The sequence below is a fragment of the Pacificoceanicola algae genome, assembly GCF_049341065.1.
GTDB lineage: Bacteria > Pseudomonadota > Alphaproteobacteria > Rhodobacterales > Rhodobacteraceae > Pacificoceanicola.
Window position 1 is genome coordinate 169,189 of the sequence record NZ_JBMPIX010000004.1, and the last position, 15,962, is coordinate 185,150.

The window sequence follows — 15,962 nt, forward strand, 5'->3', positions numbered from 1 at the left end:
GTTTAACGATGTCTGGCAGCAAAGCCGTTTTGGTCGCAGTTCTCGCAATCACCGTGTCTGGTTGCGCCCAAACGCAACGTATCATGGCCACCTCGCGGAACAACACGGCCTTTCTGATCGAGCCTGTCGCCCAGACCTCGGAAAGTGAACGCGCGCTGGTGCGCAGCGCCGAGGCCGGCAGCTCTCAGGCGGACTGCGGCACGGCCTTGTCTGACCCCAGCATGGCCGAATGTTCGGAAAAACAACTGCTTGGCCGATACATCGGCACCCTTCGCGGCACTGGTCCGGCGGCAAACCGAGTGGATGTAAACAGCTTTATCCCCGCGCTGGCCGAAAGTTATGAACACCTCGAAAGCGTCGACACGGGCGTGACCGCGATGCTCGAACAGCAGAGCGCCGAACTGGCTCTGCTCAAGCAACAGCGCGCCGCGGGAGAACTGTCGGATCACGACTATTCTGTGCGGGTTACGGCAATGAAGCAAAGCCGCGAAGCTGTGGGTGAAGCGCTGAAGCTGAGCGCCAATCAGGCCGCAACGGCGCAAAAACTGTTCAAGAAAGCGCAGGCAAAAGGCCAGGACGGTCTGTCGTGGTATGTGCTTTCACTGGGCCATGTGGAAGAGGTGACCAAGGCAGCCAAAGCCCGCCTTGCGGCGGCGGGATAGGCATTGTGCGACTGGCTTAGCGCGGGCTGCGCTTGGCCAGAATGCGCTGCAAGGTGCGCCGATGCATGTTCAGACGGCGCGCCGTTTCCGAAACATTGCGGTCGCACAATTCGTACACACGCTGGATATGCTCCCAGCGGACGCGGTCCGCGCTCATCGGGTTCTCCGGTGGCGGCGGCAGGTCATCGCCCTTCGCCAGCAAGGCATTGGTGATATCCGTCGCATCGGCGGGTTTGGACAAGTAGTCCGTTGCCCCGATCTTGACCGCAGCAACGGCGGTGGCAATCGCGCCATAGCCCGTCAAAACCACAACCCGGCTGTCGGGACGTTTTTCGCGCAGCACTTCGACCACGTCCAACCCGTTGCCGTCCTCGAGCCGGAGATCGACTACTGCGTAGGCTGGCGGCCTTGCCGTGGCCACAGCCCAGCCAGCCGCTACCGATCCAGCGGTTTCCACTTCGAAACCCCGTTTCTCCATGGCCTTGGCCAAGCGCCTCAGGAAAGGCTCATCATCATCGACAAGAAGCAAAGTTCTGTCGTCACCGAGTTCCTCGATGTTGCGTTCTGCCAAAGCCCATCCTCCCGGCCCGTTCGCGCCCAATTAAAGGAGTATTAGCCCCGCGATGGGCGGCGGTCAAACCATTGAGAGATATCATTTCTGAACGGGTCTGCGAATGCTATGTCGCATCGATGAAGCAGGCGACTTTTTCAGCCATCTCCTCGGGCGGCATATCGCGACGGAAATACTCGACAAAGCCATGTTCGGGAAGAACCAGATAGGTAAAGGTCGAGTGGTCGACGAGGTAATAATCATCCTCGCCCGGCTGCCGTTTGTAATAGGTTCGATAGGCCTTGCTGGCGGCTTTGACCTGTTCTTCGCTGCCCGTCAGGCCAATCATGCGGTCATGTACATTGGCGGCAAAGTCGCCGACAGCCTCGGGGGTGTCGCGGTTCGGGTCGATCGAAATAAAGACCGGCGTGACCGAATAGCCTTTGGCATCCAGCACGTCGACAGCGTCGGCATTGCGCACCGTATCAAGCGGACAGACGTCCGGGCAGAAGGTGTAACCGAAGTACAGAAGCGATGGACCGGTGATTACGTCCTTGTCTGTAACGGTTTCACCGTCCTTGTTCACCAGAGTGAAGGGGCCGCCAATCTGCTCGGTTCCGCCCGCAATGGCGGCACTGCGGCACTGCGCGAAGCGATCGGCACTATTTGGACCCGAGGTTACATACCAGATGCCCCCAAGCAACGCGGCGATGGCAACACTGGCGGACAGGACGGCGATACGGGGCATTTTCAGCTCTCCCATTGCGAACACTTGCCTGACAGGTAACAATCCAGACAATCCCCGCAAGTGACGAATGGGCGCAGATGGCGAATAGTGAAATCGACCTTTTGGGCGAATACCAACGCAGTAACTGGATTCGCCTTAGGACGATGATCCTTTTGCGTTGGTTTGCCATCATCGGCCAGCTGATCGCCATCACTGTCGCCCAGCGCATGTACAACCTTCAGCTGGAACTGGGTCTTTGTTATCTGGCCGTAGGTGTTTCGGTCGTTGGTAATCTCGTCGCGATTTTCGTCTTTCCGGAAAGCAAACGGCTGTCCGAGACCGAGAACTTTTTGATGGTCATGTTCGACCTGCTGCAGTTGTGCTTCCTGCTTTATCTGACCGGGGGGCTGCACAATCCGTTTTCCCTTTTGGTGCTGGGTCCGGTGACGGTCTCTGCTTCGGTTCTGACACTGAGATCGACAGTGATCCTTGGGGTAACGGCCAGTATTCTGGTGTCGGGGATGGTGTTCTTCCACCTGCCCCTGCGAACCGAACAGGGGTTTATCCTGCGAATCCCAGACGTTTTTGTCTTTGGCCAATGGACCGCAATCAACATCGCGCTTGTTTTCATTTCCGTTTATTCGCGCCGGATCACGCGCGAGATGAATTCCATGTCCGACGCGCTGGCCGCCACTCAGATGGCGCTTGCCCGCGCACAAAAGCTGAACGATCTGGGCGGCGTGGTCGCCGCGGCCGCGCATGAATTGGGCACGCCGCTGGCCACGATCAAGCTGGCGTCAACCGAACTGGCTGACGATCTGGAGGACCGGCCCGAGCTTCAGGAAGATGCGCTGCTGATCCGCGAACAGGCAGACCGTTGCCGCGATATCCTGCGCTCGATGGGGCGCGCGGGCAAAGACGATCTGCACATGCGGCACGCTCCCCTGATCGAAGTGATCCGCGAGGCAGCAGAGCCGCATCAGGATCGCGGCAAAGAGATCGTGATCGAGGATGGTCCTGGCCCCGGCGGGGAATACAACCAACCACAAATCCTGCGCCGCCCCGAGGTGATCCACGGGCTGCGCAACTTGGTGCAGAATGCTGTCGACTTTGCCAAAAGCACCGTTTGGGTCGAGGCGATCTGGACCGATGAGGTGATCTCGATCCGGATCATTGACGACGGGGGCGGCTTTCCTCTGCACCTGATCGGACGCATCGGCGATCCCTTTGTGCGCAGAAGGCGCAGCGAGGCCGAGCGCAAAGCCCGCCCCGAGTACGAAGGCATGGGTCTGGGTCTATTCATCGCCAAGACCTTGCTGGAACGTAGCGGCGCCGAACTGAGCTTTGCCAATGCCTCGGACCCATTTACCTCGCCGTCGCTGCAAGGCGAACGGCGCGGCGCGGTCGTCGAGGTCGTCTGGCCGCGCAGCAAAATCGTCGCCGAGGCGGCAAATCCGGGTACCGCCTTGGGGGAGAACCAGCCATTCGATATGTGATATTAATGTATACTCCTGCGCAATTGCGATGAAACTTAACAATTCGTAAACTACTTTTTGGATAGGTGGATATTCGCCGTAGCAACCAAGACGGGAAATTTTAAGTGCAGGACTTCATTGCCATAGGCGTTGGAATCTTTATCGGAATCTCGATGATTTTGGCTGGATGGTTGATCCTGCGCAGCGCACGGCCCGCCAAACTTGAACCTATTGTCGATAGGGGATCCAAGGAAACCATCTTTTTGTTTGGGGACGACGGCAAACTGTTGGATTCCACGCCGGATGCGCGCGATCTGCTTGGCAGTACGTTTGGCGATGACGGCACTTGGGAAGACTTGCACTCTGCCCTTGTCAAAAGGTTCCCAAGCCTTCCGCAAAACCTGCCAAACAAACCCCTGTCTTTTTCTTCGGATGACATAGCCGAGACCGAGCTCAGCATTACCCCGACCAATGGCCAAATCCGGGCGATTCTCAAAGCGCCCCCGATGGGCCCCGCCGAGCAGCATCAATATATTGTCCAATGCTGCGAGCTGGATCGCCTGTCGGCAGCGTTTAACGTGGCGCCCAATCCCATTTGGGCAACCGATGAAAACGATGCTGTGACCTGGAACAACAGCGCTTTTGACCTGCTGAAAGACATGGCCAGAGACTCGGTTTCAGAGACCGCCTTGACCGACTTGGGCGTGCCGGAAGACTTGTCGGTCAAAAGCGTGAGAACCCGGATTGAAAAGCTGGACGGAACGACCCGTTGGTTCGAAGTGACCTCGCGCAAGACGACCGACGGATGGATGCATTTCGCCACGGACATCGATACCTTGATCGAGGCGGAACTGGCGCAGCGCAACTTTGTCCAGACCCTTGCCAAGACCTTTGCCCATCTGCCCATTGGCCTTGCGGTCTTTGACCGTGATCGCCGTCTGGTTCTATTCAACCCGGCTCTGGTCGATCTGACACGCCTGCCTGTAGATTTCCTGTCGGCCCGGCCCAACCTGCTCAGCTTCTTCGACCACATGCGCGAAAACCGCATGATGCCTGAGCCCAAGAACTATGCCACCTGGCGCGAGCAGTTGACGGACGTGATCACAGCCGCCCGCGACGATCGCTATTGCGAGACATGGAGCCTTGCCTCCGGTCTGACCTACAAGATCACCGGTCGCCCGCACCCGGACGGGGCGGTTGCCTTTTTGCTCGAAGACATCAGCGCCGAAATCTCGCTGACCCGGCGTTTCCGGTCTGAACTGGAACTGACTCAATCCGTCATCGACTGCTTTCATGACGCAGTCGCGGTGTTCTCGCGGCTTGGGGTGCTCACCTTCAGCAATTCCGCCTATCGTGAGCTTTGGAACTGCGATCCTGACAGCGCCTTTTCCGAGATGAGCATCGTTGACGCCACCAACGACTGGCAAGCGGTCTGCGAACCAAGTCCGATCTGGACCGAGATGCGCGACTACGTACTGACGATGCAGGACAGGACAGCTTGGGATGCGCCGCTGCAACTGGAAGACGGCCGCAACCTGCACTGCTGGGTGGAGCCCGTTTCCGCCGGGGCCACAATGGTCCGCTTTTCGTTTCACGCCAAAACGGCCGAACAGCGGCCTTTGAAAGAAAGCGCTGCCATCGCGGGCTGATCCCGCTTGCAGCCGCCTCACCCCAAGGTATCCTTGGGCCATGACCGCTCGGCAAATCAGCACCACTTTGACCTCACCCGATGAAACCTGCGCGCTGGCCGCGCAGATGGGTGCGTTTTTGCACCCCGGCGACGTGATTTTGCTGTCTGGGGGGATTGGGGCGGGCAAGACGCATTTCGCGCGCTGCCTGATCCAGTCGGTCCTACTTGAACCCGAAGACATCCCTTCGCCAACATTCACCTTGGTGCAGGTATATGACACACGGGCGGGTGAGCTTTGGCACAGCGATCTGTATCGACTGTCCGGTCCGGACGATTGCGTTGAACTTGGTCTGACTGAGGCCTTTGAAACCGCCATCTGCATCGTTGAATGGCCCGACAAGCTTGAAGATCTGACCCCCGCCAATGCCTTGCACCTGATCCTTTCTGACGGCGATCAGGAAGACGTTCGCATATTGACAGCGCAATGGAGCGATCCCCGTTGGACCGCAATGCTGGAAAGGTTGATCGCGTGAAGCAATTTCTGGCCTCTTGTGGATGGGCTGGAGCGCAGGCGCTGCCTTTGGCTGGCGATGCCTCGGCCCGCCGCTACACCCGGCTGACCCAGAAGGGCGAAAGTGCCATCCTAATGGAAGACCCCGAAGGCGACGTCGCGCTTTTTGCGCGTCTGGCGCGACATCTGACCCGCCTCGGCCTGAGCGCGCCCAAAATCTTGGCCGACGACGCGACGCGTGGATTGCTTTTGCTAGAGGATCTTGGCGATGGCCTGATCGCGCGGCTTGCGCTGGATGGTGAGACCGAAAAGCGGCTCTATCTTTGCGCAACGGATGCCTTGATCGCGCTGCACGGGCACTCGCCGGCCCCCGGTTTACCGAAAGCCACACCCGACTTTCTGGCAAATATGACCGACCTCGCGTTTGACTGGTATACATCGGCGCCCAAGGCAAAGCTTGCCGTCATAGCTGCCTTCGTACCCATCTTTGAGGCCCACGCGCTACCCGCGGATGTGATGGTTCTGCGCGATTATCATGCCGAAAATATCCTTCACCTGCCGTCCCGCACTGGCGCGGCGCAGGCCGGGCTTTTGGACTTTCAGGACGCCCTTGAAGGGCACCGCGCCTATGATCTGATCTCGCTCATCGAGGACGCGCGCCGCGATGTTGCGCCCGATACCTCCAAGGCTTGTATCAGTCACTATCTCGGCGCAACTGGCCAGCCAGAGGAGCCTTTCCGAGCTTCGCTTGCCGTTCTTGGCGCCCAGCGCAACCTGCGTATTCTTGGGGTATTTGCCCGGCTCGCGGCCACCCGAGGCAAACCGCATTACATTGACCTGATTCCAAGGGTCTGGAACCACCTGCAAACCGATCTGCGTCACCCCGCCCTTGCCCCGGTGCGCGACTTGATCCTCGACACCCTGCCCGAACCGACCGACACCCACCTTGAGAGGTTAAAGACCCCATGCCCGACGCCGTAATGCTTTTCGCCGCCGGGTTTGGCACGCGCATGGGCGCGCTGACAAAGGACCGGCCAAAGCCGCTGATCAAAGTTGCCGGACGCACCTTGCTGGACCATGCCCTGGATCTGACGTCTGGCATCGGCGCCAAGGTGGTCAATGCCCACTATCATGCCGATCAGATTCGGGCTCATCTTGCTGGCCGAAACATTGAGGTCAGCGTCGAGGCTCCGGATATTCTGGATACAGGCGGCGGGTTGCGCCACGCCTTGCCGCTGCTCGGGTCCGGCCCGGTTTTCACGCTCAACACCGATGCGGTCTGGAGCGGTCCAAATCCGTTGCAATTGCTGCGCGCGGCCTGGGCCCCCGACCGGATGGATGCCCTGCTGCTTTGCGTTCCGGTCGCCCGCGCCATCGGGCGTCTTGGGGCGGGCGATTTTTCCTTGCAGGACGATGGCCAACTCAGCCGGAAGGGTGAACTCGTTTATTCCGGCGCTCAGATCGTCAAGACAGACCTGTTGCACGATGTATCCGAGCCTGCCTTTTCGCTGAACCTGTTGTGGAACCGCATGGCCGAGGCGGGGCGCCTGCACGGCCTGCCCTACCCCGGCCAATGGTGCGACGTCGGCCATCCGGAAGGCATAACTTTGGCAGAGGAACTTCTTGCCAATGTCTGAGGCCAAGCTTTTCGCCCTGCCCCCCGGCGTCGATTTCGCCAAAGAGCTGCTGAATGGTCTGCGCGCCCGCATTGACGGGCCGCCCGAAGCGATGGCCCAGGTCGAGCTTTACGTGAACACGGAACGCATGGCCCGACGGTTGCGTGGATTGTTCGACGAAGGCGCTGCCTCGTTCCTGCCGCGTATCCGATTGGTCACCGATCTGGCTGATCCCCTGGCCCGCGCACAACTGCCGCAGCCCATTCCGCCCCTGCGCCGCCGGCTTGAAATGGTTGGTCTTGTTTCGCGGTTGATCGACGCCCAGCCCGATCTTGCTCCGCGCTCGGCGCTGTATGATCTGGCCGATAGCCTTGTTGGCTTGATGGAAGAAATGCACAGCGAAGGCGTCTCGCCGCAGGCGGTTGCCGAACTGGATGTGTCGGATCAATCCGGCCATTGGGCGCGCGCGCTGACCTTTTTCAATGCGGTTCAGCCGTTCTTTGAAGAATCTGCCGAGCCGGATCAGCAGACCCACGCGCGTCTTGCGCTGGAACAGAGACTGAAACACTGGGAAATCGATCCGCCGCAACATCCGATAGTCGTCGCCGGATCTACCGGGTCGCGCGGAACAACAGCCGCCTTCATGCGCGCCGTGGCCCGGCTGCCCAAAGGCGCCGTGGTCCTACCGGGCTTTGATTTTGACATGCCGCAATCTGTCTGGGAACGCCTTGGCGACCCTATGAAAGGCGAGGATCATCCGCAGTTCCGCTTTGCCCGCCTCATGTCCGAGCTTGACCTGACCTTTGGCGATATCCAGCGGTGGACCGCCACTCTGCCCCGCAACCCCGATCGCGGGCGGCTTTTGTCGCTGGCACTGCGCCCCGCCCCGGTCACCCACCAATGGATGAGCGAAGGCCCGAAATTGCCGGATCTGCGCGAAGCCTGCGCCGATATCGCCCTGCTGGAAGCGCCGACCGGGCGGGACGAAGCCATGGCAATTGCCCTGCGCCTGCGTGAAGCCGCGGAATCGGGCACGCGCGCCGCGCTAATCACCCCTGACCGGATGCTGACGCGTCAGGTGACCTCGGCCCTTGATCGTTGGGGGATCACGCCGGACGACAGTGCCGGAACGCCCGCGCAGCTAACGCCTCCGGGGCGCTTCTTGCGCCATGTGGCCGGGCTGTTCACCGAAGAGCTTTCGGCCGAAGCGTTGCTGACTCTGCTGAAACATCCGCTGACACATTCCGGCGCAGATCGCGGCCCGCATCTGAACAACACGCGAGAACTTGAACTTCATATCCGTAGAAAAGGTTTGCCCTACCCCAGCGCCGAGGCTTTGCGGGCTTGGGGGGCGGGGCACAAATGCGCTGACTGGGCGGATTGGGTGGCAGATGTTTTCTGCGCCCAGCGCGAAACCGGCCATCCGCTGTTGGCCGATTGGATCACCCGCCACACGACCCTCGCCGAACGGATCGCAGCAGGGTCCAAAGCTGAAGGATCAGGCAAGCTTTGGGAAGAAAACGCCGGGCGCAAACTGCTTGATATCGTCTCTGACCTTGCGGCAGAGGCGGAGTATGGCGACGCCCTTGGTGCCCGCGACTATGCAGACCTTTTCGGGGCCATCGTCAGCGCGGAAGAAGTGCGAGATCGTGATGAAGGCCATCCGCACATTCTTATCTGGGGGACACTTGAAGCCCGCGTGATGGACGCCGACCTTCTGATCCTTGCCGGTTTGAACGAAGGCAGCTGGCCCGAAATGCCCGGCGCAGATCCCTGGCTAAACCGCAAGATGCGGGCCGATGCAGGGCTATTGCTGCCGGAACGGCGCATTGGCCTTTCGGCGCATGACTTCCAACAGGCCGCCGCCGCACCCAAGGTCTGGCTGACCCGTTCGCTGAAATCCGACGACGCGGAAACCGTGCCGTCGCGCTGGCTGAACCGCATGGTCAACCTGATGAACGGCCTGCCCGACAGACATGGGCCAACGGCGTTGCAGCAGATGCGAGAAAAGGGAGCACATTGGCTTGCGCTTGCCCGCGCCTCGGAGGCGCCGATTGTGACGCCCCCGGCCAAACGACCCTCGCCCGCGCCACCGCTTGCCGCGCGGCCCCGGGAATTGCCGGTCACGGATATCAAGAAACTGGTGCGCGATCCCTATGCGATCTACGTCCGGCGGATCCTGCGGCTCCGGTCGCTTGATCCTCTGATGCGAGCGCCCGATGCTTTGATGCGCGGCATTCTGGTGCACTCGGTTCTTGAGGCGTTCGTCAAAGCCACGCAGGAAGATCCGGACAACCTGACCAAGGCAAAACTGATCGAGATGGCCGCAGATGTCATCGGTGATCCCCAGCAGGTCCCCTTCCCCACGATCCGCGCGCTTTGGACCGAACGGATGCGCGCCGTGTCCGATTGGTTTGTTACCAGCGAGGCGGAAAGGCAGGCTGTTGCGCGCCCTGCCCGCTTTGAGGTGACGGGAAAGGCGCAGATGCCCGAGATTGGCTTTACCCTGACCGGACAGGCTGACCGGATCGACATCGACGACCGCGGTGGCGCGCATATCTACGATTACAAAACCGGCAAGGCCCCCACCGGGCCGGAACAGGCGCATTTTGACAAACAATTGCTGCTTGAGGCGGCGATGGTCACCAAGGGCGCATTCGAGGGTCTCGATCCCCGGCATGTGGAACGCGCGCTGTTTATCTCGCTCAAACCCGGCGACGCCAAAGAGGTTTTGGCCCCGCTGGAGGACTCGCCCCCCGACAAGGTTTGGGAGGAGCTTGCCGTGTTGATCACTGCCTATCTGGACCCGGACAAGGGGTATTCAGCCCGCCGCGCGCTGATGTCAGACAATGATTTTGCCGAATACGATCACCTTTCGCGGATGGGCGAATGGGATGTGACCGATTTGCCCGGAAAAGAGGTGTTGGAATGATCCGCGATCTGGCCACTCAGCGGCAGGTCGATGCTGCCGCACCGGGCAATTCCACATGGCTTGCGGCCAACGCCGGGTCTGGCAAGACTCGTGTGCTGACCGACCGCGTGGCACGGCTGCTGCTGGAAGGCGTGCTGCCCGAACATATCCTGTGCCTGACTTACACCAAGGCCGCTGCCTCGGAGATGCAGAACCGTCTTTTCCGGCGGCTGGGCGAATGGGCCATGTTGGACAGCGACAAACTCAGGGACGAGCTGCGCAGCTTGGGCGTGGAAAGTGCCCTGTCAGATGATTTTCTACGCGATGCACGGACACTGTTCGCCCGCGCCATCGAAACGCCCGGCGGATTGCGGATTCAGACAATCCACTCGTTCTGTTCCTCGCTGTTGCGACGCTTTCCGCTGGAGGCCGGTGTCAGCCCGCAGTTCCAAGAGATGGAGGACCGTTCCTCCGAGCTGCTGCGCGCGGAAATCCTTGATCAGATCGCCGACGGCCCGCTGGCCTATCTTGTCCAGGACATTGCGCCCTATGTTTCGGGGAATGACACCGAAAGCCTGATGGCCGAGATCACGCGCCACCGCGACGCTTTTGCCGCCGGACACTCGGAAGCCGATATCAAAGCTGCCTATGGTCTGGCCGATGGGCAGACCCTGAGCGGCCTTCCGGACCAGGTTTTTCTTGGCGGCGAAATGGAATTTTTGGCTGAGTTAGAGCCGCTTTTGCGCACCAGCGGGGTCAACGACCAAAAGCTCGCCGATTGCATCAAAGGCCTGAATGGTCCGACGCTGGAAAGCCTGATCGCGCTTGAAAAAGTGTTTCTGACTGGCGCAGCGGCCAAAGACCCCTTTGCGGCAAAAATCGGCGCGGTGCCAACCAAGGGCTTTGTCGGAAAGCACGACGTCGACCACATCATTCCGAAGCTGGACGCCCTCATGCTGCGGGTCGAAGCCGCGCGCCAGACGCGGCTGTCACTGTCTGCCGCCCAGCGCGACATCGCTTTGCACCGTTTCGCCGAGCATTTCCTGCCCGCCTATGAACGCGAAAAAGAGCGCCGCGGCTGGCTGGATTTCGACGATCTCATCACGCGTGCGCGCGATCTTCTAAATGATCCCAAGGTCGCCGCCTGGGTTCTGTTCAAGCTTGACGGCGGCATTGACCACATTCTGGTGGACGAGGCACAGGACACATCGCCAGTGCAATGGCAGGTGATCGAACGTCTTGCGCAGGAGTTCACCTCTGGCATGGGCGCGCGGGCCGATGTTCGCCGGACGATCTTTGTCGTCGGTGACAAAAAGCAGTCGATCTATTCGTTTCAGGGCGCCGATCCGGCCGAATTTGACCGCATGCGCGAAGAATTCCGCGACAGGCTGCAAAGGACAGATGCGCCGTTGTCCACGATGGAGCTGGAGCATTCCTTCCGCTCGGCCGATCCGATCCTGCGACTGGTTGACTGCACCTTTGACAATGCCGTGCCCTCGGGCTTTACGCCCGATCAAAAGCACCGCGCCTTCAAGGATCGGATGCCGGGGCGCGTTGATCTTTGGCCGGTGGTCGAAACCGTGAAAGAGGAACGGGATGGCGAATGGTTCGATCCGGTGGACCGCGTCGGGGTGCAACATCATACGGTTGTTTTGGCTCAACGCATCGCGCGTTTCATTCGCAAGACCATCGAGGCAGAGACTCCTCTTCCGATCGAGAAGGGCCATAGTGGCGACTACGAAGCCCGACCCATCCACGCTGGCGATTTCCTGATCCTTGTCCGCTCTCGCTCGCGTCTGTTCAACGAAATCATCCGCGCCTGCAAACAGGAAAAGCTGCCTATCGCCGGGGCGGACAGGCTCAAGGTCATGGCGGAACTGGCGGTGCGGGATATCATGGCGCTGCTCAGCTTTCTCTCGACACCCGAGGACAGCTTATCGCTTGCCACGGCGCTCCGCTCGCCGCTGTTCGGGATCACAGAGCAGGCGTTGTTCGACCTCGCCCACAGGCGCAAGGAAACCTACCTGTGGGAAGCATTGCGCAACAACCGGGATAAATTCCCGCAAGAAATGCAGGTGATCGACGACTTGCGCGATCAAACGGACTTCCTGCGCCCTTATGATCTGATCGAACGCATTCTGACACGCCACAACGGTCGCCGAAGGCTGATCGGGCGTTTGGGGGCTGAGGCCGAGGATGGGATCAACGCGCTTTTGGCGCAGGCGCTGTCGTATGAACGCACCGCGATCCCGTCGCTCACCGGGTTCTTGCAGTGGGCCGAGGCGGATAATCTTGAGATCAAGCGCGCGGCCGAAAGTGCCGGTCAGACGTTGCGCGTCATGACGGTGCATGGCGCCAAGGGTCTTGAAGCGCCGATTGTCATCATGCCCGATTGCGCCAAACCTGACGGCAAGCTGCGCGCAACCCTTCTGCGAGACGAGGCGGGATTGGTCTGGAAAGAAACCGGCGCAAATCTTCCCGAACGGCACAGCGCTGCGATCCAGGCCGCAAAAGACGCGGAAGCCCGAGAACGCGACCGGCTGCTGTACGTCGGTCTGACAAGGGCTGAAAAATGGCTGATCGTCGGCGCTTCTGGCGAGACCGGCAAAAATGGCGACGCATGGTACGATAAAGTGGCGCGCGGAATGGAGGGGGTCGGTGCCGATACCGTAACCTTTGATTTCGGTGATCTGAGCAGTGGCGAGGGGCTGTCGGTGACCCACGGCGACTGGTCAGCGCTGGAAATGACACGCCCCGAGGATAAGCAGGTTATCAACCCGGACTTGCCTGCCCACCTGACCCAGCCCGCGCCCGCCGTTGCCCCTGCCCCGGAAACCCGGAAACCTTCGGATCTTGGCGGTGCCAAAGCGCTGCCCGGAGACGAAGGTGATGATGAAGACACCGCCAAAGCGCGCGGCACCTTGATCCACGAATTGCTCGAACTTCTTGCACCATTGCACGAACCTGATCGGCGGATCGCTGGCGAAAGCCTGCTGCGTGCCAACGGTGTTTGGGCTGAAACAGAGCCGCTTTTGGCCGAAGCGCTATCTGTTCTTTCCGCCCCAGACATGGCAAGTTTTTTCGCCCCCGGCACGCTGGCCGAAGTTCCGGTGACCGCTGAAATCCCCGGCGTCGGACGGATCCATGGCGTGATCGACCGGCTGATTGTGACTCCGGCAAAAGTAACGGTCGTGGACTACAAATCGAACCGGATTATACCTGACAGCCCTGGGGCCGTACCTGAAGGTCTCAAACGGCAGATGGGCGCCTATGCCAATGCCCTTTCTCAGATTTATCCTGATCGCGCGATCGAAACTGGCCTGATCTGGACGGCAGGGCCACACTATATGCCGCTGCCCCACGATGTTGTGACACAAGCGCTCGAACGGGCAGCTGCATCTTGACGGATGGGTGCAGGCTACATACTTTCCGCGTTCAAAGACGCTGCCCCTTTTTCCCGATAGGAGAATACCCATGGCCACTGTCGCCGTAACAGACGCCACCTTTGACGCAGAAGTCAAAAATTCCGATGTGCCCGTTGTCGTGGACTTTTGGGCCGAATGGTGCGGACCCTGCAAACAGATCGGCCCAGCTCTGGAAGAGCTTTCGGTCGAGATGGACGGCAAGATCAAGATTGCCAAGGTCGATGTTGACCAGAACCCGAATGCTGCTGCCGCAATGGGCGTGCGCGGTATCCCGGCGCTGTTCATCTTCAAGGACGGTCAGGTGATTTCCAACCGTGCCGGCGCGGCACCCAAGGCCGCCCTGCAAAGCTGGATTGAAGACTCGATCTAAGCCTTTCCCGCCAGATTTCCAAAGGCCTCACCCTCAGGTGGGGCCTTTTGCTTTTCCGGCTTCGACTTGGCAAAAACGCCCCCATCCCCCATATGGGCAGGAACGCAGGAGAGACAAATGAGTGATACGGACTTCCCCGGCTGGCACGGCACAACCATCATCGGCGTTCGCAAGGGCGGCAAGGTGGTGATTGCCGGTGACGGACAGGTCAGCCTTGGCCAAACCGTGATCAAGGGCACCGCGCGCAAGGTGCGGCGACTGTCGCCGGGTGGCTATGACGTGGTCTGTGGATTTGCCGGATCGACGGCGGATGCCTTTACCTTGCTTGAACGGCTTGAGGCCAAGCTTGAAGCCACCCCCGGACAGCTTCAGCGCGCCTCGGTCGAATTGGCCAAGGACTGGCGCACCGACAAATACCTGCAAAAGCTTGAGGCGATGCTGATCGTTACCGATGGCAGCGATCTGCTGGTCATCACCGGCGCGGGCGACGTGCTTGAGCCGGAACATGACGTCACCGCCATCGGCTCGGGTGGCAACTATGCGCTGGCCGCCGCGCGCGCCATGATGGACACGGACAAGGACGCCGAAGCCATTGCACGGGCTGCGATGGCAATCGCGGCCGACATTTGCGTCTACACCAATGGCAACCTGACTGTAGAGACTATTTCGGCCTGAAACGGCCCGAAAGGATACCCATGACCGACCTGACCCCCCGCGAAATCGTCTCGGAACTCGACCGTTTCATCATCGGTCAATCAGACGCCAAGCGCGCCGTCGCGGTGGCTTTGCGCAACCGTTGGCGTCGCAAGCAACTGGCCGATGATCTGCGCGAAGAGGTTTATCCAAAGAACATCCTGATGATCGGCCCGACCGGCGTCGGCAAAACCGAAATCTCGCGTCGTTTGGCAAAGCTGGCCAGGGCCCCCTTCATCAAGGTCGAAGCCACCAAGTTCACCGAGGTCGGCTATGTCGGACGCGACGTGGAGCAGATCGTCCGCGATCTGGTGGACGCATCCCTGGCCATGACGCGGGACCATATGCGTGAGGATGTCAAATCCCGCGCCCATGAAGCTGCCGAAAACCGCGTGATCACGGCAATCGCCGGCGAAGACGCCCGTGAAGGCACGCGCGAGATGTTCCGAAAGAAGCTCAAGTCCGGCGAGCTGGACAACACGGAAATCGAACTGGAACTGGCCGACACCGGCTCGCCCTTTCCAACGATGGAAATCCCCGGTCAACCGGGGTCGAACATGGGCATGATGAACCTTGGCGATCTTTTCGGCAAAGCGCTGGGCGGCAGAACGACCCGAAAGAAGATGACTGTCGCCGACAGCTATGAGGTGCTGGTCGCGGAAGAGGCCGACAAGCTGCTGGACGATGAGCAGGTCAAACTGGCCGCCATTGAAGCGGTCGAGCAAAACGGTATCGTCTTCCTTGATGAAATCGACAAGGTCGCCACCCGGCAAGAGGCGCGTGGCGGCGATGTCTCCCGCGAAGGTGTTCAGCGCGATCTGTTGCCGTTGATCGAAGGCACCACCGTCAGTACCAAATATGGCCCGGTCAAGACCGATCATATTCTGTTCATCGCATCAGGCGCGTTCCACATTGCGAAACCGTCGGATCTGCTGCCTGAATTGCAGGGCCGCTTACCCATCCGGGTCAATCTGCGGCCACTGACCGAGCAGGACTTCGTTCGCATTCTGACCGAAACCGACAACGCGTTGACCCTGCAATACACCGCGCTGATGGCCACAGAACAAGTAACCGTCAGCTTTACCGAAGGGGGTATCGCGGCCCTGGCCAAGATTGCTGCCGAGGTGAACCAATCGGTGGAAAACATCGGCGCACGCCGGTTGTACACTGTTCTGGAGCGCGTCTTCGAAGAGCTCAGCTTTACGGCTCCGGACAGACCCGGTGAAACGGTGACGGTCGATGATGCTTTTGTCGAACAGCACCTTGGCGAACTGACCCGCTCGACCGATCTGAGCCGCTATGTTCTTTAAGGCCGCCCGGCAATTACGCGAGCTACAAGTACGCCGCCCCTTCCTTGGCGGGCAAGCTCTGATATGTTTGCGCGAACACTTT

At 60.1% G+C, this 15,962-nt stretch carries 14 protein-coding genes; 11 read left to right on the top strand and 3 right to left on the bottom strand.

The genetic code is table 11. From position 1 onward, the window contains the following. The first annotated feature begins 8 nt into the window (after nucleotides 1-8). A complete protein-coding gene (locus ACOYQJ_RS07835; RefSeq protein WP_422905462.1) occupies nucleotides 9-662 on the top strand; it encodes a hypothetical protein in 654 nt (217 codons plus the stop codon). Between the two features lie 16 nt (nucleotides 663-678). Here ACOYQJ_RS07835 and ACOYQJ_RS07840 read toward each other — a convergent pair whose 3' ends face one another. Both ACOYQJ_RS07840 and ACOYQJ_RS07845 read right to left on the bottom strand, forming a co-directional pair. Further along, entirely contained in the window at nucleotides 679-1,233 is a 555-nt protein-coding gene (locus tag ACOYQJ_RS07840) for an ActR/PrrA/RegA family redox response regulator transcription factor (protein ID WP_422905463.1), read from the bottom strand. Nucleotides 1,234-1,339: 106 nt separating this feature from the next. After that, a complete protein-coding gene (locus ACOYQJ_RS07845) occupies nucleotides 1,340-1,960 on the bottom strand; it encodes an SCO family protein (RefSeq protein ID WP_422905464.1) in 621 nt (206 codons plus the stop codon). A gap of 77 nt (nucleotides 1,961-2,037) precedes the next feature. On the opposite strand from ACOYQJ_RS07845, the gene regB reads away from it, so the two are divergent. Continuing rightward, a complete protein-coding gene (gene regB, locus ACOYQJ_RS07850) occupies nucleotides 2,038-3,435 on the top strand; it encodes a sensor histidine kinase RegB (protein WP_422905465.1) in 1,398 nt (465 codons plus the stop codon). A 50-nt stretch (nucleotides 3,436-3,485) separates the two neighbouring features. Here regB and ACOYQJ_RS07855 read toward each other — a convergent pair whose 3' ends face one another. Then, nucleotides 3,486-3,944, bottom strand: a complete 459-nt coding sequence (locus tag ACOYQJ_RS07855) for a hypothetical protein (RefSeq protein WP_422905466.1) — start codon at nucleotides 3,942-3,944, stop codon at nucleotides 3,486-3,488. A gap of 90 nt (nucleotides 3,945-4,034) precedes the next feature. Between ACOYQJ_RS07855 and ACOYQJ_RS07860 the strand changes: the two genes are divergently transcribed. The 9 genes from ACOYQJ_RS07860 to hslU all read left to right on the top strand — a co-directional run bounded on the left by ACOYQJ_RS07860 (nucleotide 4,035) and on the right by hslU (nucleotide 15,880). Beyond that, complete coding sequence (locus ACOYQJ_RS07860) at nucleotides 4,035-5,063, top strand: PAS-domain containing protein (RefSeq protein ID WP_422905467.1); 1,029 nt, start codon at nucleotides 4,035-4,037, stop codon at nucleotides 5,061-5,063. A 40-nt stretch (nucleotides 5,064-5,103) separates the two neighbouring features. Beyond that, nucleotides 5,104-5,577, top strand: coding sequence for a tRNA (adenosine(37)-N6)-threonylcarbamoyltransferase complex ATPase subunit type 1 TsaE (gene tsaE / locus ACOYQJ_RS07865; RefSeq protein ID WP_422905468.1), 474 nt, complete (start codon nucleotides 5,104-5,106; stop codon nucleotides 5,575-5,577). Further along, nucleotides 5,574-6,536 (top strand): aminoglycoside phosphotransferase family protein, encoded by a 963-nt coding sequence (locus tag ACOYQJ_RS07870; RefSeq protein ID WP_422905469.1) that lies wholly within the window; start codon nucleotides 5,574-5,576, stop codon nucleotides 6,534-6,536. Before tsaE ends, ACOYQJ_RS07870 begins: the two co-directional genes overlap by 4 nt. Next, complete coding sequence (locus ACOYQJ_RS07875) at nucleotides 6,521-7,192, top strand: nucleotidyltransferase family protein (protein WP_422905470.1); 672 nt, start codon at nucleotides 6,521-6,523, stop codon at nucleotides 7,190-7,192. Before ACOYQJ_RS07870 ends, ACOYQJ_RS07875 begins: the two co-directional genes overlap by 16 nt. Then, nucleotides 7,185-10,103: a double-strand break repair protein AddB gene (addB, locus tag ACOYQJ_RS07880; protein ID WP_422905471.1), complete on the top strand. Its 2,919-nt coding sequence runs from the start codon at nucleotides 7,185-7,187 to the stop codon at nucleotides 10,101-10,103. Before ACOYQJ_RS07875 ends, addB begins: the two co-directional genes overlap by 8 nt. Further along, nucleotides 10,100-13,486: a double-strand break repair helicase AddA gene (gene addA / locus ACOYQJ_RS07885; protein ID WP_422905472.1), complete on the top strand. Its 3,387-nt coding sequence runs from the start codon at nucleotides 10,100-10,102 to the stop codon at nucleotides 13,484-13,486. The genes addB and addA overlap by 4 nt, the downstream gene beginning before the upstream one ends. 70 nt (nucleotides 13,487-13,556) lie before the next feature. Continuing rightward, complete coding sequence (gene trxA, locus ACOYQJ_RS07890; protein WP_422905473.1) at nucleotides 13,557-13,877, top strand: thioredoxin; 321 nt, start codon at nucleotides 13,557-13,559, stop codon at nucleotides 13,875-13,877. Nucleotides 13,878-13,994: 117 nt separating this feature from the next. Then, nucleotides 13,995-14,552, top strand: coding sequence for an ATP-dependent protease subunit HslV (gene hslV, locus ACOYQJ_RS07895; protein ID WP_422905474.1), 558 nt, complete (start codon nucleotides 13,995-13,997; stop codon nucleotides 14,550-14,552). A 20-nt stretch (nucleotides 14,553-14,572) separates the two neighbouring features. Continuing rightward, nucleotides 14,573-15,880 carry an ATP-dependent protease ATPase subunit HslU gene (gene hslU, locus ACOYQJ_RS07900; protein WP_422905475.1) on the top strand — a complete coding sequence of 436 codons (1,308 nt, stop codon included), beginning with the start codon at nucleotides 14,573-14,575 and terminating at the stop codon, nucleotides 15,878-15,880. The last annotated feature ends 82 nt before the right edge of the window (nucleotides 15,881-15,962 follow it).

Bases quoted from the DNA above. Each gene is read 5' to 3' on its own strand.
- ACOYQJ_RS07835 (WP_422905462.1), top strand. From the start codon at position 9: ATGTCTGGCAGCAAAGCCGTTTTGGTCGCAGTTCTCGCAATCACCGTG.
- ACOYQJ_RS07845 (WP_422905464.1), bottom strand. From the start codon at position 1,960: ATGCCCCGTATCGCCGTCCTGTCCGCCAGTGTTGCCATCGCCGCGTTG.
- regB (WP_422905465.1), top strand. From the start codon at position 2,038: ATGGCGAATAGTGAAATCGACCTTTTGGGCGAATACCAACGCAGTAAC.
- tsaE (WP_422905468.1), top strand. From the start codon at position 5,104: ATGACCGCTCGGCAAATCAGCACCACTTTGACCTCACCCGATGAAACC.
- ACOYQJ_RS07875 (WP_422905470.1), top strand. From the start codon at position 6,521: ATGCCCGACGCCGTAATGCTTTTCGCCGCCGGGTTTGGCACGCGCATG.
- addB (WP_422905471.1), top strand. From the start codon at position 7,185: ATGTCTGAGGCCAAGCTTTTCGCCCTGCCCCCCGGCGTCGATTTCGCC.
- addA (WP_422905472.1), top strand. From the start codon at position 10,100: ATGATCCGCGATCTGGCCACTCAGCGGCAGGTCGATGCTGCCGCACCG.
- trxA (WP_422905473.1), top strand. From the start codon at position 13,557: ATGGCCACTGTCGCCGTAACAGACGCCACCTTTGACGCAGAAGTCAAA.
- hslV (WP_422905474.1), top strand. From the start codon at position 13,995: ATGAGTGATACGGACTTCCCCGGCTGGCACGGCACAACCATCATCGGC.
- hslU (WP_422905475.1), top strand. From the start codon at position 14,573: ATGACCGACCTGACCCCCCGCGAAATCGTCTCGGAACTCGACCGTTTC.